Here is a 22,437-nt window from a genome sequence, read left to right as displayed (position 1 = left end):
ATTCTGCCTATAATATTTTAGACAAAATGTATTTTTATGTGCCAAATTGAGATTTAGAATAACAAACCAAAAAAATAAAGCGTAATAGATTTTAAAGTTCTAAAATACAAAAGTTTAAAAAAATCTGACCAAAGCCCAGCGGTATTTAAAATGACCGTTTTAGCAATTCAGAAAAATAATTACAACGCATTTAACAATGAAATTCTCTAAAGTACTCTTTCTTTTAGCTTTGCTAGGAACAATCTCTTGTAATGAAAATGCCTCCATTGACGCCGAAGGAGCCACAATCACCGCACTTACCTGCTCAAACGCCACATTTTCAGTCGCTGCCACGAGTGGAGCATCATACACAGCCACTGCGAGTGTTCCTTATACAGGTGGCAACGGAGTTGCTTATACTGCCGGAGATGGAGTGGCTTCTTCAGGCGTTACTGGTCTTACAGGAACTTTACAAGCAGGTACTTTGGCTGAAGGAAGTGGCACCGCCAATTTCCTAATCACAGGTACGCCTGCTTCATCTGGCACTGCAAATTTTACCATTTCTTTAGGTGGCCAAACTTGCACTTTGGCTTTACCAGTGGCCGTCTCAAAATCTAGTATTTCTACCCTAGTTTGTGTAGCCGCTCCGGCGAATGGAACAAGTGGAACTGCCTACACGGGCACAGTAACCATGAATTATACGGGTGGAAATGGCGGTGCTTACGATGTATCGACGGCATCATCAATTGGTGTTGAAGGACTGACCGCCACCGTAGCAGCCGGAACATTAAGCAGCGGAGCCGGTAGCTTGGTTTATAGTATTTCGGGAACACCCAGCTCAGCCGGAAACGCAATTTTTAATTTAAGTTTAGGTGGGCAAAGTTGTACAGTTTCGCTTGTTATAGCCGCTGGAACTTCTGGAACAGCCACTCCTGCTAAAGACACTGTGGTAATAAACTACGCTGGCACAAGTGCCGCCATTAGTAATCCTTACCAAAACGATGGTGTAGCCATAACTTTAAGTGGAGCCGATGTGACCGTAAAATCGACTAATGTTTCCAAAGAAATTGTTTATCTATTGTCAGGAAATGCGACGAAGGGAAGTTTTAAAATATACAGCGAATATCGTTATAATATTACTTTAAAAGGTGCCAGTATTACCAATAGCATTGGGCCAGCAATCAACATTCAATCAGCAAAAAAAGGAACAATCAACATTTTGGCTGGAACAACTAACAACCTTGTAGACGGCGTCACTTATGCCACCAATATCGAAGACCAAAAAGGTGCGTTTTTTAGCGAAGGTCAATTGAGTTTTATGGGAACAGGAACCTTAAATGTGACTGGAAACAACAAGCACGGTATTGTAGCCGATGATTATATAGCCATAAGCGAGTCAAACATCAACATAAAATCTGCCGTAAAAGACGGAATTCATGCCAACGATTACTTCTTGATGGACAATGGAACGGTGACCGTTACATCATCTGGCGACGGCATAGTGGCCGAAGAAGGCTATGTGGCCCTGAATGGTGGCACAATAACAGTTAATAGTGTGGATGATGGTATTTCGGCTCCCTATTCTGGAACAGATGCAACCATAACACCTTACGTTTTGATAAAAGGTGGGAAAATAACCGTGAACACTTCTGGCGAAAAAGGAAATGCTCTAAAAAGCCAAAGCTATACCACCATCAGTACCATAGACGCCATTACCTTGGCCGTGTCGGGCAAAGGGTCAAAAGGAATAAAAACAGGTGGAGATTTTACAATTAATGCAGGCACAGTAAAAATCACAAATACGGGTGCGGCTTACTACAATACCACAGATGCTGACATAGCCGCCCCAGCCGGAATAAATTGTGATAAAAACCTGAAAATAAACGGCGGAGATTTAACCATCACCTGTACTGGCCAAGGTGGCAAAGGAATAAATGTGGACGGCACGGCTACCGTAGGAGGAGGTACCACAAACATTACCGCCTCTGGAGCTAAATTCACCTACAGCAGCTCGCTCACCAGCGAGGCCAAAGGTTTCAAAAGCGATGGAGCATTTGTGATGAACAACGGAGAGCTAAATATATCTGCAACTGACGACGGTTTAAAATCGGCAGCCTCCATAACGGTAAACAACGGAACTATAAACGTAACAAAATCTTATGAAGGCATGGAGTCAATTTTCATCAACATAAACGGTGGAGTAACCAACCTTACAGCCTCAAATGATGGCATAAATACCTCTTACGGAACGGTTTCTGGCGGAACAGAGTCAAACGATGGAAGTAGCCTGACGGTGAGCGGAGGAGTATTGATAGTGACAGGCTCAGATGGTGTTGATGTCAACGGCAATTTCTTTATCAAGGGTGGCACGACCATAGTCAGTGGAAACGAAGGCATTGATATTAACGGTAACTTCATCATAAGTGGTGGAACAATTATAGCCTCAGGGCCAAACTCCAACATGACCAAGTCGATGAGCACCTCATCTACGCAAGTAAGTATGTTCATTAAGTCAAGTGCTTCATTGGCCGCTACATCTATGATCCATATTGAAGATGCCGCTGGAAAAGATTTAGTAACCTACAAGCCTAAAAGTGCTGCTGCGATTTTCCATTTTTCTAGTCCAAATCTTGCAAAAAATGCTGCCTACAAAATATATTATGGCGGTACTTACACTGGAGGAAACTTCACAGGAAATTCTTCGGGATGGGGATTGTACTCGGGGGGTACGTATTCAAACACAGGAGCAACCTTAAAATCTTCTCCTACTACATCAAACTCAGCTGCCGTTAATGCTTTAACTTTCTAATAGTCATTATTATATATATCAAAAAAAAGGCTCTTCAGGATAACCTAAAGAGTCTTTTTTGTTTTACAAGGACTTGAATCAAATATTCCTTTTCTTCATTTCTTTCACCACAAAATCGGCTGCACGAGCTGTAAGTGCCATGTAAGTCAAAGATGGATTCACACACGACGCTGAGGTCATGGCCGCACCATCAGTTACGAAAACATTTGGTACTGCGTGAAGTTGGTTATTGCCATTCAAAACTGATGTTTTAGGATCTCGACCCATACGAGCAGTTCCCATTTCATGGATGGCCATGCCTGGGTAAGATTTATTGTCGTACGAACGCACGTTTTTCATTCCTGCTTTCTCAAGCATTTCCTGAGCATCGTTCTGCATATCTATACGCATTTTGGCTTCATTTTCTTTAAATTCAGCATCAAAAACGGCTATCGGTAATCCCCATTTGTCTTTTTCGGTTTTGTGAAGATACATACGGTTTTCGTGATAAGGTAAGCATTCTCCAAAACCACTCAAGCCCATTCTCCATGGACCTGGTTTGGTTAGAGCCTCTTTCATCTCAGCCCCGAAGGCCTTTGGTTCCGAGCCTTGGTTAAAGCCCGCTCTTGAGCCTCCACCTTGATAACCGAAACCACGCACATAATCGCGTTTGTCGTTACCAATATTTCTATAACGAGGCACATAAATACCATTGGCTCTTCTACCCAAATAATAATTATCTTTGCCACCTTCCCACTCGCCACTAGCTCCTATTTTAAAGTGGTGATCCATCAAATTGTGTCCCAATTCGCCAGAGTCATTCCCCATTCCATTCGGAAATCTGTTGGAAGTTGAATTCAATAATACTGATGTTGAACCCAGCGTACTGCCATTTACAAATACTATTTTGGCATAAAATTCTACTACCTCTAAAGTGTTTGTGTCGATTACTCTTACCCCAGTTGCACGATTTTTATTTTCATCGTACATAATTTCTTTTACAACAGAATCAGGCCTTACTGTCAATCTACCCGTTTTCATAGCAGCAGGCAATGTGGCCGACTGCGTACTAAAATATGCACCATAAGGACAACCCAGAGAGCATTTGTTGCGATATTGACACCCTGAACGCCCCACACCTGTTTGTGCTTTTTGAGCCTCAGAAAGGTTTGCCACACGCCCAATCGTCATTATTCTCCCAGGAAAATGCTCAGCAATTTTTTTCTTAACTTCTTTTTCTACACAATACATATCCATGGCTGGTAAGAAATCAGAATCGGGCAATTGAGGTAATCCCAATTTCTCGCCCGAAATACCTGCAAATTTCTCAACATAAGAATACCATGGAGCCACGTCTTTGTATCTGATCGGCCAGTCCACAGCTATACCTTCTTTTAGGTTGGCTTCGAAATCGATATCACTTAATCTATAGGACTGACGACCCCACATAATTGATTTTCCGCCCACTATATCAGGTCTGAACCAGTCGAAACGCTTTTCTTCCTGATACATCGAATGCGAGTCGTTCATCCAATATTTTTCCGTGTTTTCGTTGTAAGGATAATCTCTTGCTAACTTCGGATGTGATTCTTTCTGGGCTACTGTTAAACGTCCATTATACATCGTGTCCCAAGGATTCTTCATGGCGTTTTCGTAGCCACTTACGTGTTCCAACTGCTTGCCTTTGTCGAGCATTAAAACTTTTAAGCCCTTTTCAGTGAGTTCTTTAGAGGCCCATCCTCCTGAAATACCAGAGCCAATGACGATGGCATCGAAAGTCTGAGCTTTTACTGCATCTATATTTAAATTCATGATTGTTCTTTTGTATTTAAGAGGTTGAAATTATAAAGCCCAGGCTTTTTGGCCTTTTTCCAAAGTTGTACAGCCATCAAATTTACCCGGAATTGGATCATAAGCCAAAGCCTGCGTAGCACCGATTTCAGAAGTAAAATATCCGGTAATGGTTAGATTTTTCATTTCTCTGAAAAAGTCTTTGTTGTACACCGTAGCGTCTTCTATCATTTCGTTTTTTTGTGGGAGTGTCAAATCCACAAAACCTTTTCCAAATTTTGATTTGCTGTCGTCGTTCAGCTTAGCCAGACCATCATAAAACTTCTTTTGTTCGTCTTTTGTGAAACAATCACGCACCACTCTGATGATAAAATTATGGGCTCCAGCCTCTTTGGCACCTGGTGTAGATGTAGCAGGAATAATAATATCAGCTACTTCAGCCAATAGTTTTTCCTGCAAATCGTCGGCCACCAAACCTGGCTCGGAATTCAGCACCTCTCCCATGGCACCGGCCATCAAAGGTGCGGCCATAACGCCCCCAAGCATAAACGTAACCCTCTGTATGAGTTCTCTTCTGTTCATTTTAGATAGATTTTAAGATAATTATATAAGCCCAAGAATCACAACAAAGATATTTTATATTTTTTCAAAAAATAACCATAGAAATGTTTTTTCATCTACTGAAAATAAGGATTGGACTAAAAGGGGAAATATAGAATATAAAACCACAATAAATATATTTAAAAATTAACGAGTCAAAATGAAGATATGTGCCGATGAATCGAATAATCTATAAAACAAAAAGCCACAAAGAATAAAATTCAATGTGGCTTAAATGTAAAAATAAATTCACCTCAAAACTTACCCTTCAAATAGCCCAAAGCCATATCGTAGGCTTCTTTGGTAAGGGCTGGGTCATGTTTAGTATTGCTTGGATTGGCAAATCCGTGGACACCATCAAATATTTTGTAGTCCAGCTTTTTGCCTGCGGCTTTCATGTTTTCAGCAAATTTCTCAATTACTTCTTTCGAAATTCTCGTTTCTGTAGCGAAAAGACCGAGTACGTCAGAATTGAGTTTTTTGAGTTCATTTACATCACTTACTGGCATGCCATAATACATAACCGAACCAACAGTTTGCTTACCTCCCAAAATAGCCGAACGAAGCGACCAAGCACCACCAAAACACCAGCCAACATTGGCTATTTTTGCTTTTTTGCCTGCGAAAGTAGTGGCACCATTTACTATAGCTACCAAACGAGCCTCCTTTGTACCTGACATCAATTTACCCGCTTCTTGAGGATTAGAAGTGGATTGTCCATCGTACATATCTACCGCCAAAACGTTTACATTTTCACCCAAATCTTTGTAGAATGTATCTGATTCACGTCTGATATAATCGTTCAATCCCCACCATTCTTGATACACAAATAGCCACTTATTTGATTTCTTTTTGGCTTTTACCAAATAACCTTTGCTATCTGTTCCATCCGTTGTTTTGAAAGTTACATTGGTTCCTACTCCAGTATATTGAAGTGGAGCTGGTGCAAAATGCAAGGCCTGAAACTCAGGATCAAGTGCAAACTGACGCATGTCATCACTCGGAAAAGTATGACAAATGGTCATAGGTTCTGATTTTGTGTCTAAATTATCAAAACTCGGAACAAACAGGACAAACGAAAAAATAATAGGAAGGATAAAGCTTAGTTTAAACATAGTTTTGTTAAGGTTTTAATTTTATTTACTACGGATATTTAATTCAAAAGGTTAGAACTAACGCAATTTTTTTACCACAGAGTACTTCAAAGTATTCGCTGGGCGTTTTTGAGTTTCACAAAGTTTTTATATTGCACAATTTTAACCATTTCAAGTTTTGTAATATCTTAGATATTCAAGACTCCGTAAATTTTCTAACAAAAAAACCGTCAATATGTTTCGACGGCTTATTTGGTAGGTGAATGTTCTTTACTTTGCTGGTTTGGGTCTTGGCTTCATTTTCAGGCTATCAGCAGGATAATGTGCTTTCAAAGAATCCATTTGAGCACTGGCCCAGCTTACTATTGCTTCTCTTTGAGTGTCTGTAAGATTGGCTTCTTTGTGCAAACCAAAATAGGTGTATGACTCCAATGGCATCTCTTTTTCTTTGACCATTTCTATTGTCTCTTCCAGCTTGTGGTTTTGAACAGCTATAGGTAATTTTGTAAAAGTAGAGATATTGAAATGTTTCTTTCCATCTACCACATGATGATCTAAAAACCACGCAATGGGCTGAATATTAGAGTACCACGGGTAGACAGTCTTATTTGAGTGGCAATCGTTACAAGCCACTTCAAACGTCTTTTTGACATCGTCTGGCATATCATATTTGGTGGTAATGGCGTAAGTATTGTCGTCAGAAATGTTTTTTTCTGGTTTTACAAACTGGATAGCAATCAAAACGACTGCCAGACCGATAAAGATTTTTTTAAGCATTGTACTGTTTATTTTAGGTGATGTATAAAAATTTGCGTTTGGAATAATTGAAATCTTAATTTACAAAACATATTTAAGATTATCGTAATCCTTAATCGCTAATTTCTTATTTTTTCTGAAACTCACCTGTTGCTCTGATAGCGATTTCGTCACCCACCATCACGTTTTCCAGTTTTCCTCCAATGCCGAATTCGCTTCTTTTAATTGTTCCAGTAGCTTTTATGCCCAACTGTGGTATTTTGTTGTTTGGATTTGGATGAGCCATTGGTCCGTTCATAGTAACATCTAATGTGATTGGTTTTGTGATACCTTTAATAGTTATATTTCCAGCCATTTTATATTTATTGCCTGATACTTTGGTGAGTTTGGTACTTTTAAAAGTTATCGCAGGAAACTTCTCGACATTAAACATATCCTCGCTTTTGAGGTGATTGTCACGCATTTCTAAGTCGGTGTTGATACTGGCCGACTCTATCGAAATCTCAAAAACTGCATCGGACAAATCATCTTTGGCGGCAGTAATTTTTCCATCAAATTTCTTAAAGTAACCATCCACTTCAGACAAACCGTGGTGCTCGGCTATAAAAGTAAATTTGGTATGACCTTTGTCTATGCTCCATTGGGCAAAAGTAAAGGTAGAAACTAGCAAAAATGCGATTGACAAAACTGATTTTTTCATTGCTTTAGGTTTAATTATACTATCTGAGACTATTACACAAAGGTACACTAAGGAGCCACGAAGGTTCACAAAGTGATATCTTAATCTTACACAAAATATCAAATACTTACTGTGCTTATTTTTAGCTTATTCTTTTTATTAGATTGAATAATTTCGTTGGCGACAATGACGGTATTTCCGACTGTTAAGCCAGTTACGTTGGTTGAGTTTGCTGAGCCTTCTATCCATGTAATCTCCGATACTTTGTTGTCTGCGATTTTCCTGAAAGCAATTTGAGATGGGTTGTTTTCATCTTTGTTTTGCTCCCAAAAAAGTACTGAAGCCGAAGGTATTTTTACCAAATATTGATTTTTGGCAGAAGCATCGTCCAATACAAAAAGCCTTTTACCTTCGGTAGTAGCTACTCTGATACCCATTTCTTTGTCAGTACCTGAAAACCACGAAACCAAGCCTCCCTTGCCATTGATGCTAGAAACCGCACCGCTGTGAGGGCAACCATTTATTTCCCATTTGTCGTTGAAAACTATTTCGGGTTTAGAGAAAGTTTGGCCATTGTCTTTAGAAGTCATGCGGGCTATATCTCTGATGTTGTCATTATTATCTCTGTAAAAAACATTTAAAGCTCCATCTGCATCAATCAAAAAATTAATAGGACAACAGTCACAAACAACAGGATCAATCAATCGCTCAGGTTGAAAAACACCATCTTTTGAAGTTACCAATCTCAAGTCTCTTTCTTCGTGTTTGGTGCTATTGGCCACGTCTTTCAGGTAAGCAACTGCAATTTCGTCGTTGCTCATCACAATGGCATCAAAAAAACCTCTTACTATTCCTTGCTTGGGGTCAGAATCTACATTTGCTGGTTTTGTCCAAGTATTTCCACCGTCTTTTGATTCACAAAAAACGATGTTGCCCGAACGACCTCCTCGGCCAGAAGCATTGGGAACACTTTCACCACGATTGGTAAATATGGCCACCAAAGTTCCGTTTTTCTTGCTCAACACTTTAGCTCTCATCATACGGCTATTACCGATGCCATTTCCAGAAAAAATCACCTTTTTGTCAGAAAATGTCTTGCCTTGGTCTTTAGAAAAAGCCACACAAAACGATACCAAACCTTGGTCGTCTTTCTCGGTCCAAGAAAGCATCACATCGCCAGAGGCAGTTTTAGCCAACAATGGCATGCTGTAGGCTTTATTTGGATCGTTTTCAAAGGGAATATCTGTTGTTTTTATGGACGCATTATTTTCCGTTGCAGAATTTATACTAGACTTATTTTGAGGCATATAAGCACAAATGGTCATTTCCGAATCTTGATTGGTATCAGTAGAAAACATTGAAACCAAAAGGCCAAGAAAAACCAGAGGAATAGTGAAAATCAAACGTATCATATTTTGTGTTTTGTTATAAAAAAAATCGATTAATAAAAATGCAAATCAAATATAGCAAACGCTAAAATTAGAGTTTTATTAAATATATAAAGCGGGAGAAATATTCGACAGATTGGAACAAATGAGGTATAAATTAATACTTAATAAAACAAAAAACCAAGCCACTCAATAATAGAGCAGCTTGGTTAAATATTTTTTTTACAAAAAATAGAATCTTACATCGAATTGCCAATACCCACCAAGAAAATTGACAACATCATGATGGCTATTCCAATCACAAAAGTGCGGAAGGCTTTGGCCGATACGCCTTTCCACTCTTTAAGCCAAAGCCCCCAAAGATTGGCCGTAAGTATGATGGTAGCCATGTGAAGTATCCATGAACTGGCACCGTTGCCGAGTTTGCTTTCGCCCATGCCATAGAAGAAAAACTGCAAAAACCACATGGTGCCTGCTATACCTGAAAAAAGCACGTTACTCACTATTGGTGTTTTGGCATTTGTATAGTCGCCAAAGGTTTTGTTCTTGAAATTAAGATACATACACCACAAAAAATTGGTAGTGAGCCCACCCCACATAATGATAATATAAGTAACGTTGTTCTGAAATAGAGGATTGTTACCCGAAGCCACAGCGGCATCAGCCATTGGTTTTCCTGCTTCAATTCCAAAGTTAAAAAACGAGCTTAAAATACCTGAAATGATGGCTATTATGAGTCCTTTTACCAAACTAAATTCTTTTACACTGGCTACTTTTTGTTCTTTTGTAAGACTTTTTTCCTTCAAAAGGCCGGCTCTTCCTAAAACTGCAATACCGACAATACAAACCAACACGCCTGTAAGAACCATTTGGCCTCCACTGCTATGAAGCATGTCAGTAAAGGTAGTTTTGCCGTCAGTAGGGTTAAAATCGTAATAAATAGCTGGAACCAAGGCACCAAAGGCTGAACAAAAACCCAAAACTACAGAGTTGCCGAGCGACATACCCAAATATCGTACACCCAAACCATAGGTAAGTCCACCGATTCCCCACAACAATCCCATTAAAAATGTAAAATTTAGTACAGAAGAGTCCATGCCAGAAATTATTTCTCCAAAATTTGGAATAGTTAAGTAGGCAGCAATGGGAGGAACAATCAACCAAGAAAATAATCCACCCACTATCCAATAACTTTCCCAAGCCCAGCCTTTAACTTTTTTGAATGGCATGTAGAAACTGCCTGAAGAGAAGCCTCCTATAGAGTGAAAAATGATTCCTAGTATTGATTCCATTGTATTTTAGGGTTGTTTTTTATTAATTTACAAATATAAATGACTTTTTGAAATTCACTCTCCTTTACTCACCTTTTAGCTTTTTTTTTAAAATCACAGTTTTTTTTACCTGAAATAAGTTATTAGGTGGCATCATTTTTGTACGAATTCCACTACTACAAGCACTATAAATAATAGGATTATGAAAAAGATTTATTTCATTCTTATTACGTGCTACCTAATAATTATAAGTTCGAGTGTTTTTTCTCAAAACAAAGTTGGCAATTATGTCTGGGAGGATATCAATGCAAACGGTATTCAAGATGAATCTGTTTTATCTGGAATAAACAATGTACGTGTGGAGTTATATATTCCATCCGGCTCTTCTCCTGACCCATCAACCGATGTAATGTCATCGTTTGTTGTTACCATTGACGATTCGCTGGGAAATCCTGGTTTTTTTGAATTTTCAAATCTTTCAGAATCAGACTATTACTTGGTTTTCAGAAACCCAGGTGGAGATTTTCTTGTCTCACCAAAAAGCAATCCTCTTTCATCCAACCAGTTAGATTCTGATGGAAATGATGGTCTAATTGGAGCCGAAAAAGTTGGCATTACCAATATTTTTCATGTAAGCAGTACCACTCTGGAATATTTTCTAGATCAAGGTTTTCATCACCCATGCTATACCCCAATCACAGCCATCGCTGCTAGTGATTCCCCAGTATGTGTGAATGGCATCCTTAATCTGACGGGAAGTTCTTCAGGGGGCACAATATTTTCATGGTCTGGACCCAATGGGTTTTCTTCAAGCTTACAAAATCCATCATTGAATAATGTAGGCACTTCGAATGGAGGAATCTATACCCTAACTGTAACTGACGGCACAGCATGTAGTGCCACAGCAACTACTAATGTTACTATTGTGGCATCAGTAGGAACACCGTCTTTTGGAATGGGAAATAGTTCTATCAGATGTCAAGCTGCAGGAAGTGTGACTTATTCAGCCGCTGCCTCTAATTCTACAAGCGTAACTTATTCTATCGACATAACAAGTCAGAATGCAGGAAATACCATAAATACTTTGACTGGTGAGGTTAGCTATGCGGCTAACTGGAGTGGAACTACCGTAATTACTGCCACAGCTATTGGGTGTAATGGGCCTACCAATGCTACACATACAGTAACTACGACTCCATCAGTAGGAGTTCCGACATTTGGATTAGGAGCAAGCTCTACCCGATGCCAAAATGCAGCTGTTGTGAATTTTGGAGCAACTGCATCAAACTCTACTAGTATTACCTTCAGCTTAGACGCAACTAGCTTATCTGCCGGAAACAGTATAAACTCCGCAACAGGAGCGGTGACATTTACTGCTGGATATACTGGAACGGCCATTATTACTGCCACAGCACAAGGCTGTAATGGACCTACAAGTTCAACCCATACTGTCACCATAACGCCATCTGTTGAGACTCCTATATTTGGTATAGGGGCTAGTTCTATTAGATGTCAAGGCCTAGGCAATATTACTTATACCGCCACAGCTATCAACGCAACGGGCATTTCTTATTCCTTAAATACTGCAAGTTTAACCGCTGGCAATACTATTAATAACCTCACTGGAGAGGTAAACTACGTAGCTGGATGGTCTGGAACTTCTACTATAACTGCAACTGCTACAGGTTGTAATGGACCAAAGACGGCTAACCATACGGTGACCATAACTCCGACTGTTGGCACTCCGATTTTTGGTACAGGTTCAAGTTCTACCAGGTGCCAAGGTGCAGGAACGGTAACGTATTCGGCAACAGCCAGTAATTCTACGAGTATTACATACACATTGGATGCTACAAGCAGCACAGCGGGCAATACTATTAATGCAAGTACCGGTGCAGTTACTTTTTTAAATGGATATAATGGATCTGCAATTATTACTGCGACAGCAAATGGTTGTAATGGACCAAGTAGTGCTAGTCATACAGTAACTATTACACCAAGCGTAGGCACACCAACCTTCACTTCTGGGGTTAGTTCAACAAGATGTCAAGGAGCGGCAACTGTTGTTTATAATGCATCTGCAAGCAATTCAACAGGCATTACATACGCATTAAATTTGGTTAGTACACTAGCAGGTAACACCATAAACGCAAGTACTGGAGCAGTGACATATGTATCCACTTGGGCTGGAACTTCAACAATAACTGCTACAGCCACTGGTTGTAATGGCCCAACTAGTGCCAGTCATACTGTTACAGTTACCCCATCAGTTACTACTCCTGTTTTTGCCTTGGGTAGCTCCTCTACTCGCTGTCAAGCAGCAGGAAATACAAGCTATACTGCAACTGCATCAAACGCAACAAGTTTGACTTATACGCTGGATGCCACAAGTACATTAGCCGGAAACACGATAAATGCAGCTACTGGAGAGGTTAATTTTACCTCCACTTGGAGTGGAACTTCAACAATAACCGCTACTGCTACTGGCTGTAATGGCCCTAAAACCGCAACACATACAGTAACCACTACTGCAAGTGTCGGAACACCTACTTTTGCGTTGGGAAGCAATTCTTTTAGATGCCAAGCAAATGGAAACATTATATACACCGCAACAGCTTCGAATAGTACCAGCATAACCTATTCACTAGATGCTGCAAGCCTATTGGCTGGGAATACAATAAATGCCTCTAACGGAAGAGTAAATTATTTATCAGGTTGGATCGGTGATGCAATTATCACAGCCACCGCATCTGGATGTAATAGTTCCGCTTCAGCATCACATACAGCTTCTAGCACTGCAAGTGTAGAAACACCAATATTTGACTCTGGAGCTAGTTCAACAAGATGCCAAGGGGCTGAGTCAATATCTTATTCAGCAACCGCCACAAATTCAACCAGTGTAGTTTATTCATTAAATGCCGCAAGTTTATCTGGTGGAAACACTATTAACTCCTCAACAGGCGTAGTAACTTTCGTTGCTGGCTGGACAGGAACCTCTACCATTACAGCTACAGCTTACGGTTGTAATGGACCTAAAACTGCCATTCATACAGTAACGATTACACCTACTGTTGGTTCACCAACATTTAGTTTAGGATTGAACTCTACACGATGCCAAAGTGCAGCAAGTATAGTTTACTCTGCGACAGCAACCAACAATACTGGAATTGCCTTTACATTAGACATTAACAGTGTCAATGCTGGAAATACAATAAACGCGACTACTGGAGAAGTAACTTTTGTGAGTACCTGGTTTGGAGTCTCACAAGTAACAGCCACTGCAACGGGTTGTAATGGACCAAAAAGCACCACACACACAGTTACCACAGCTCAACCTTTACAAGCTCCGATTTTCTCGTTGGGAAGTGGTTCGGTTCGATGTCAAAATGCAGGAAGCGTTAATTATTCAGCTACAGCTCTGAATTCTACCAGCATTTCTTATTCTTTAGATGCCACCAGTATAGGGGCAGGAAATACAATTAATGCTTCGACAGGAACAGTAACATTTAGCAACACTTGGTCTGGAAATTCTACAGTTACTGCAACTGCTTATGGATGTTTTGGGCCCTTAACTTCAACCCATGTTATAACTACTACACCCACAGTTGGTAATCCTGTTTTCGTATTGGGAAGTAGTTCAAACAGATGTATAGGTGGGGGAAGTGTTGTATATGCGGCCAATGCTACCAACAATTCGGGCATAAGTTATGCATTAGACAATACAAGTTTGTCTGGTGGAAATACCATAAATACAGCTACTGGAGAAGTAGTATTTGCTCCTGCTTGGTTTGGTACATCTACAATTACGGTAACTGCTTCTGGCTGTAACGGACCAAAATCAACTACTCATACTGTTACAACAGCTCAAGCTGTTCAAGTTCCAGTTTTTGCTCTTGGACTTAGCTCTATACGTTGTCAAGGTTTGGGAACAATAATGTACACTGCAACTGCCGCAAATTCTACAAGCAGAGTTTATAGTTTAGACGCTACAAGTTTGAATGGTGGCAATACCATTAACGCAAGTACTGGTGCAGTTACATTTTCGGCATCTTGGACTGGCACCTCTACAGTAACGGTAACTGCCTCTGGTTGTTATGGCCCAACTCAGCAAACCCACACAATTACAACTACTCCTTCAGTTACAAATCCTGTTTTTGGAATGGGTTCCACATCTATAAGGTGTCAAGGTGTCGGAAGTGTTCAATATACGGCTACTTCAACTAATGAAACATCCCTTACGTACAATCTTGATGGTTTGAGTTTGGCTGGAGGAAATACCATTGATGCCAATACAGGTGTTGTAACTTATTCTGCAGGATGGAGTGGTACTACAAGGATTACTGCTGTTGCCACAGGATGCAGTGGACCAAAAAGCACCATTCATACAGTAACAGTTACGCCTACAGTTGGTTTGCCAATATTCTCACTTGGCACAGCATCAATAAGATGTCAGGTAGCATCTACAATATTATATACTGCCACTTCTACAAATTCAACAAGTATATCTTATGCTCTTGATGGAGCAAGTTTGACCTTTGGCAATACAATCAATACTTCGACAGGTGCAGTTACATTCTTGGCTGGCTGGACTGGAACCTCTACTATAACAGCTACCGCATATGGCTGTAATGGCCCAAGGTCTAGTTCTCATACAATCAGTACCACTTATATCTCTGCAGCCAACGACAACGCTACTGGTTCACAGGGTTCTCCAGTGATAATTGAGGTTTTAAACAATGATTTGGGTGATACTGACCCTTCAAGAATAACAATTGTAAATCAGCCAAGTAATGGTTTTATTCAGATTGGATCAAATGGAGAAATAACCTACCTACCGAACGGAAATTTTTATGGAACTGACCAATTTACCTATAGCGTTTGTTCTAGTAGTTCGGCAGCATGTTGTTCTGAAGCTACGGTGAATGTTCAAATAGAAGAATCTCTAAATGATCCATGTTCTGAAGCTACAAAAAGTAAAACCTACTATCTCCCTTTCCCTGAAAGCACAAGCTTTCTTCGAAAAGCTCTGTGGAGTGCAGGTGGTGGAAGCTTTTTGACAGACTCTGTTAGAACAGTAATCAGTATAAAAATCCCTTATCCTGGAAACACCATAACATTTGACCATTGGGAAGATGGCTATGAAAGCGATATAACAATACCATCGCAAGTTACCACAGAAGTATGGGGAGATGGGATATTAAACAATGGAAGAGCCCCTGGCTACCCAACCGATATTATTCCTGCAGGTGGATATATCCTAATAGATGATCATTTTAGATATAATCCTAGAAGTGCAAGTGACTTTCATTTTGATGGTAAGGACAAAATTTTAAGTTCAAATGATATAGCCATTTCAAAGATATCTGGCGACGCGGGTTCTGCTACAGGAAGCAACAATTTTGATGTCCAAAACCTTAAGACTAACGTTTTCGACTTAACCAGATTTGGAAAATTTTTCGTAATTCCTTTTGGAGAGGATAATACCCTTGGTTCTACAGCAGCCTTCAAATATACAGGTATTTTTGCAAGAGCTTCTGAAAACAATACTATCATAAACCTAGATTATGATGCTGATGGCACAGTAGACATTTCTTCTCCAACCTTAAATGAAGGTGAGGTTTGGTTTTATGATGGCACTTCCTCTACACCAGGCACAGCCACGGATATTAACAATGCGAATGATATTAAATCTGGAGCAATTATTACCTCAACTAATAATTTTGGTGTCGATGTGGTTTTTGGAAGTATAGATAATTATGGAACAAGAAACATTGCCTTACTTCCGGGTAATTTTTATGGCGATGTCTATTATTCTCCTGCTCACACCACCTTAAGTACAGCACCAGTTTACGCATTTTTTACCAATAACTTGGCTACCTCAATTACCATTGATTGGTCTTCAGGTACTGGAGCCTCTGGTTCTTTTGCTTTAGCAGGAAAATCTTATGGATATCTGGACCTAAATCAAGCGGCGGCTTATAAGTTTGCTAGTAGAAATGGTGAAGCATTTACGGCTGTTGCAGTTTTCGACGCAGATGCTGATGGAAGATCTTTTGACTGGTCTTTCAACATGATACCCGAATCTAGACTTTCAACATTTGCTAGTGTGGCCTGGGCACCAGGAAGTAGTAACTTATCAGGAAACTTTAACCCAGTTTGGGTAACGGCACCTACAGCTACTACGCTTTACATAAAATATGATGGTAATTTAGCATCCCAAACGGCAACTACAAGTCCATGTGGTATGCCTTACGATATCGCTGTTCCAATCACCGCTCTTCAATCTTATAAAATCTTAGATCCAGACAATGACCAAACTGGCCTTTCGGTTTTTACTTGTGATGGAACAAAGATAGCAGCCATTTGGGGACAAGATCCCAATGGAGCACCGGCAGGGTCTCCAGGTATGGATGTGGGTTACGTTATGGAGCCTCGTTGTTTACAACAATTGATTATTGCTAATGATGACATTAGTGACACAGAACCCAACATTCCAGTAATAATAGATGTTCAAACCAACGATTATGGGTTTTTATGTACCCCTAATCCAAACTCTATAACTACGCTTGGATTGTTGCAACCAAGTAATGGAACTGTAACTATAAACCCCGATGGAACTTTAACATATACGCCAAATAATGGATTTCAAGGAACCGATGAGTTTGAATACAGACTTTGTTCTGTTGAATATCCTGGTATCTGTGACGTGGCTTTAGTGAAAATAAGAATATCTACTTGTATCGCAAATTCTAATGAGAATCTTTTCCGAGGTAAAGTGTTTGTTGAATCATTGCCAGACGATGGTATATATAATGGAGAAGCCCCAGCAGTGGGTGTAAAAGTTGATTTGTACCTTGATGCAAACTGCAACGGTGTTGTAGACATTGGAGAAGGGATAACAGAATCCACTGTTTCAGATATTTCTGGAAACTACACATTCAGTACAAGAGATGGCAACAACGCTAGAGACGATTTTGACCCTTCTGTTAGCTACTCTGGCAACGACGGTGGCCTAAATTGGAACAATAATTGGACAGAGTCAAGCGATGATGGAGTGGTAAATACAGGCGATGTAAGAATAATGACAGACGGATCTGGGTTTGGAAACGCCATTAGACTTTCTGGACCAGTAAATGGAATAAACAGAGCACTTACGTTCAACAATACCATAAGTGCTGTTTTAAAATTCAGCTATCGAAGACAAAGCTTGGATCGACAAGGCGAAGGTGTAAATGTATTAATAAACGGTACTACAGTTTTTACTTTAAATGATGGATTAGCAGTAGGTACTGATGTTAATTACACAAATGTATATTTGCCCATAACGGCCTACGATCCTAACGGTGTAAATACTTTGCAGTTCATAACCAACGGATCAGTGTCTACAGACGACTACTTTTGGATTGATAATATAGAGTTATCTTTTTACAAAAATCCGCCCGTATGTTATGTAGCTAAAGTAAACACCAGCAATACCAATGGAGCATATATACCTGCTACTTTAAATACTCAAACCGCAAGTTTTGTAGTATTGGGAGTTTGTGACAAAGACAACTATCTTGGGGTTTTGCCAAAACTTATTAGTAGTGATGACAACGCATTTACGTCGGTTGACAAAAATGTTGTGATAAATGTTCTTCAAAATGATATAATCGGAAAACCTGATACTTCTAAGGTATCATTTACTGGTGTTACTATTTTACCTTCAAATGGAACAGTAAGTGTAAACTCAAACGGAACAATAAATTATACGCCAAATCAAGGTTTCACAGGAGCTGACCAGTTCGAATATAGAGTTTGTAGCTTAGAAGACCCCCAAATTTGTGATGTGGCCTTAGTAAATATTACTGTTTCGTGTGCTTCTTCTCCATTGATCAATGAAATTAGCGGAACTGTTTATATCGATAATAACAACAATGGTTCTTTCAGCGTAGGAGAAATTGGACTTGAAAACACTTCTGTAAATCTGATTTCAGATTTAAACAAAAACGGCATCATTGACCTTGGTGAACCAACTATTGATTCTAAATTGTCTGATAGTAGTGGTTATTTCAATTTTGTCATTAACCCTCTTACTAATAGTTTGTATTATCTTGACCAATTTAATGCAAGTATTACGCCAAATCAAAGTAATGGAACAACCAATTGGACTACTAGCTGGACAAAAATTGGTGATCTTGGAACTTTTGGTCAAAATAACGTACAAATATTAAGCAGCAATGGTCTAAGGATTCAATCTGACGCAAATGTGGTTAGCGGGGCTTACAGATCATTAAATATTACCGATGCTGTTTCTGCAAGTTTATCTTTGGACTTCAACGAACAAAACCTTGATCTTCAGGTTAATGACTATGTTGATTTACAGATTGCAACCTCCGCAACTCCTTCTAGCTGGACTTTACTTAAAAGATTCACGGGTGCTGATGGTAATCAGACAGGTTCGATGACCTTTGATATCACCAATTATAGATCTCCAACCACTACTATCAGATTTGTGAGCTCGGGAAGCTCACTGATGGTTCCTGGAGACCTTGTATACTTTGATAACATCAGAGTAAATTATTCTCAACCTATTGCAAGTCAATATATTGTGCAACTTACCCAACCAATACCGGCTGGATATTCCTTAACAAATCCAAGTCCATCTCCTACCGGCTATTACATTGCTTCTTTTACAGCTGCGGGCCAAGGTACTTGTGGAAACAATTTCGGGTTAGCAGTGACCGATTTGGAGGTTTTAAAAACTGTGAATATAGCTAATCCTTTTGTGGGTGACACTGTAATATTCAATGTAAAAGCAACTAACTTTGGCCCAACCAACGCCACAAATGTGGTTGTTACTGATGTATTACCTACTGGATATGAACTTGTAGCTGTGAGTACATCAAAAGGAACGTGGGTTGGGGCAAGTTGGAATGTTGGGAATATGTTAAATGGTGATTCCGAAGATTTATTCATAACTGCCAAAGTAATAGCACCCGGTGGATATCTAAACACAGCCTCAATTTCTGGAGACCAACCTGAGCAGAATTTAGCAAATAATGAAAGTAGTGCTGCCCCAGTGCCAGTTCCAATTATCGATTTATCACTTGTAAATCAAATAAGCAATAGTAGTCCTAATGTTGGTGAAATCGTCACTTTTACAGTAGATTTATCTAATGCAGACCTCAGTTCAGCCACCAATGTTGAAATAAAAAACATTGTACCAAATGGTTTCACTAATATTATTAATATCAGCAATGGTGGAATTTTATCAGGAAATACTATTACCTGGAATCTTGCTAATGTTACTAACAACAGCAGCCAAACACTTAGTTACCAAGCTACAGTAGCACCACCATTGGTAGGAACAAATTATGCCACGGTGGCCCAAGTTACAGCAGCAAATGAGCAAGACGTTGATAGTACGCCGAATAACGGAATTTCTACTGAAGACGATCAGTCTAGCACTACCGCTGTTCCATTAATTGCAGATTTGAGTTTGGCAAATCAAATAAGTAATGTATTACCTACTGTTGGTGATGTTGTTACTTTTACCGTTACTTTGAACAATGACGGACCAAACACTGCCACAAATGTGGCCGTAGCAAACGTTGTGGCAAATGGATTTGGAACGATTACGAATATAAGCAATGGCGGAGTTTTATTGGGAAATACAATAACTTGGAATTTAGCCAATTTAGCTTTTGGAACAAATCAAACATTTACCTATCAGGCTTCTGTTTTGTCTCCAGGCTCAGGCGTAAGCTTTACAAATGTAGCCCAAGTTTCAGCATCGAACCAGTTTGACCCAGACAGTAGTCCTAACAATAGCATTAGCACAGAGGATGATCAAGCTTCGGTAACAGCAACGTTGCAAGGGGCTGACTTAAGTCTAACCAAGCAAATTAGCGACGCAACTCCAAATGTGGGAGACGTTGTTACTTTCACTATTACTCTGCACAATGCTGGTCCTGACCAAGCTACTAATGTAGCCATTGAAGATATTGTTCCAAATGGATATGGAAATATTATAAATATTACCAATTCTGGAAGTCTTACTGGAAATACAATAAACTGGACAGGCATTAGTATAGCAAATGGTGCGAATTTAATTATTACATACCAAGCCACTGTAAATGCCCCTGCTTTAGGCATAAACTTTAAAAATGTAGCACAAATCGTTGCTTCAGATCAGTTTGACCCTAATAGCGTACCCAATAACGATGTAGCAACTGAGAACGATCAAGCTGAAATCACGGCAGTTCCAAGAGTTGCAAATTTGAGTCTATTAAAACAAGTTAATAACCTTACCCCACAAGTAGGTGAAATAATAACTTTCACGATAGATTTGAATAATATTGGACCAGATATAGCTAACAACATCATAATTAAAGACACGATACCTAACGGATATTCAAGTATCACAAATATTAGTAATTCTGGTGTATTGGTTGGAAATATTCTTACGTGGAATATCTCTACTTTAGCAAATGGCAGTAATTTGATTTTGAGCTATGATGTAACTGTCCAAGCCCCTCTTTTAGGTACCTATTTCACTAATATTGCACAGATTTCTGATGTAGAGGAATTTGACCCAAATAGTAGCCCAAACAATAACAATACTTTTGAAGATGATCAGTCTCAGGTTACTACCATTCCTCAAATTTCAAACCTAAGTATTAGTAAACAAATAAGTGATTTATATCCTCAAAATGGTGATCTTGTTACTTTCACTATAACAGTAAGCAATGCCGGCCCTGATGCAGCAACAGATATTTCTGTGAAAGACATAATTCCGAATGGATATTCTAACATTGGGAGCATTTCGGGTAGTGGAATACTTACTGGAAACGAAATAAGTTGGACTATCGATAGTTTAGCCAATGGTGCTGATACCGTTTTCACTTATCAAGTTCGTGTTGAGCAATCAGGAATAGGAATCAGTCATCGAAACATCGTAGAAATAGTTGGTGCGGATCAATTTGACCCAAATAGTATTCCAAACAACAATGTTGGTACAGAAGACGATCAAGCCGAGATAACCGCAGTGCCTCAGCAAGCTGATTTAAGTTTGACAAAGCAAGTAAATAACCTTAATCCAAATCCAGGTGAGGTAGTTACTTTTACGATCACATTGCATAACGCTGGGCCTAACTTAGCAACAAATATTCTACTTCAAGATATAATTCCAAATGGATACACCAACATCAGCAATGTTAGCAATTCAGGTACATTTGTTGGAAGCAATCTAGAATGGACAATATTAAGCTTAGCAAGTGGCTCTTCAGTGGTCTTAACTTACCAAGCTGTTGTAGAATCACCAGCTCCGGGTATCAATTTCACAAATATAGCCCAGGTCTTTTCTGTTGATCAATTTGACCCGAATAGTACGCCGGGTAATAATACCAATGGAGAAAATGACCAGTCGGAAGTAACTGTAACACCAAACACAGCAAATCTGAGCTTGGTTAAATCTATCAACGATATTTCACCAAATGTAGGTGACTTGGTGACTTTTACGCTGACACTTCACAATTCGGGGCCAAATATGGCTACAAACGTAAGTGTTGAAGATATTATGCCTAACGGATATTATGGAATTACAAACATTAGTAACTCTGGCATTCTAAATGGCTCTATCATTAATTGGACAAACATTTCATTGGCAAATGGCTCAGACTTATTGCTAACATATCAAGCAAGAATTTCCGCTCCAATTCTTGGTAGAAACTTTACAAACATTGCTCAGGTGACCAATTCGGATCAATATGACCCAAATAGTACCCCAAGTAATGATAACCCTGTTGAAGATGATCAAAGTCAGATAACTGCAGTGCCACAAGTGGCCAATTTGAGTTTGACCAAAATCATCAATAATCCTACTCCTAATGTAGGCGATACCGTCACTTTTACTATCACGGTGAATAATGCTGGACCTGATGCTGCTACTGCTGTTGTTATTGAAGACGCCATTCCGAACGGATATGCCAATATCAGAAACATCAGTAATGCTGGCAGTCTGCTGAACGATACCTTGACATGGAGCATCGCTAATATCGCTTCTGCCGCTTCTCAAGTACTTACTTATCAAGCTACTGTGTTGGCTCCA

General features: G+C 39.5%; 9 protein-coding genes. 2 read left to right on the top strand and 7 right to left on the bottom strand.

The genetic code is table 11. From position 1 onward, the window contains the following. Window positions 1-196 precede the first annotated feature (196 nt). Window positions 197-2,788, top strand: a complete 2,592-nt coding sequence (locus tag EGI26_RS05740) for a carbohydrate-binding domain-containing protein (RefSeq protein WP_255076941.1) — start codon at window positions 197-199, stop codon at window positions 2,786-2,788. Window positions 2,789-2,866: 78 nt separating this feature from the next. On the opposite strand, the gene EGI26_RS05735 is transcribed toward EGI26_RS05740, so the two are convergent. From EGI26_RS05735 to rhaT, 7 genes are all read right to left on the bottom strand, one after another. Beyond that, window positions 2,867-4,579, bottom strand: a complete 1,713-nt coding sequence (locus EGI26_RS05735; protein ID WP_255076940.1) for a GMC oxidoreductase — start codon at window positions 4,577-4,579, stop codon at window positions 2,867-2,869. Window positions 4,580-4,609: 30 nt separating this feature from the next. Next, the gene (locus EGI26_RS05730; RefSeq protein WP_255076938.1) at window positions 4,610-5,140 is read right to left on the bottom strand and encodes a gluconate 2-dehydrogenase subunit 3 family protein; all 531 of its coding nucleotides are present in this window, start codon (window positions 5,138-5,140) and stop codon (window positions 4,610-4,612) included. Between the two features lie 272 nt (window positions 5,141-5,412). Then, window positions 5,413-6,273: a dienelactone hydrolase family protein gene (locus EGI26_RS05725; RefSeq protein ID WP_255076937.1), complete on the bottom strand. Its 861-nt coding sequence runs from the start codon at window positions 6,271-6,273 to the stop codon at window positions 5,413-5,415. A 249-nt stretch (window positions 6,274-6,522) separates the two neighbouring features. Next, on the bottom strand, window positions 6,523-7,029 hold the full coding sequence (locus EGI26_RS05720; RefSeq protein WP_255076936.1) for a heme-binding domain-containing protein: 507 nt from the start codon (window positions 7,027-7,029) through the stop codon (window positions 6,523-6,525). 106 nt (window positions 7,030-7,135) lie between these two features. Beyond that, window positions 7,136-7,708, bottom strand: coding sequence for a YceI family protein (locus EGI26_RS05715; RefSeq protein WP_255076934.1), 573 nt, complete (start codon window positions 7,706-7,708; stop codon window positions 7,136-7,138). 98 nt (window positions 7,709-7,806) lie between these two features. Beyond that, window positions 7,807-9,099: a sialidase family protein gene (locus EGI26_RS05710; protein ID WP_255076932.1), complete on the bottom strand. Its 1,293-nt coding sequence runs from the start codon at window positions 9,097-9,099 to the stop codon at window positions 7,807-7,809. Window positions 9,100-9,314: 215 nt separating this feature from the next. Beyond that, the gene (rhaT, locus tag EGI26_RS05705; RefSeq protein WP_255076931.1) at window positions 9,315-10,367 is read right to left on the bottom strand and encodes an L-rhamnose/proton symporter RhaT; all 1,053 of its coding nucleotides are present in this window, start codon (window positions 10,365-10,367) and stop codon (window positions 9,315-9,317) included. Between the two features lie 181 nt (window positions 10,368-10,548). Here rhaT and EGI26_RS05700 point away from each other — a divergent pair. After that, window positions 10,549-22,437, top strand: an 11,889-nt coding sequence (locus EGI26_RS05700; RefSeq protein ID WP_255076929.1) for an Ig-like domain-containing protein, incomplete at its 3' end; no start/stop codon positions are given.

The sequence above is a fragment of the Lacihabitans sp. CCS-44 genome, assembly GCF_024343735.1.
Taxonomy (GTDB): Bacteria; Bacteroidota; Bacteroidia; order Cytophagales; family Spirosomataceae; genus Leadbetterella.
This window is presented reverse-complemented; position numbering and strand designations above follow the sequence as displayed.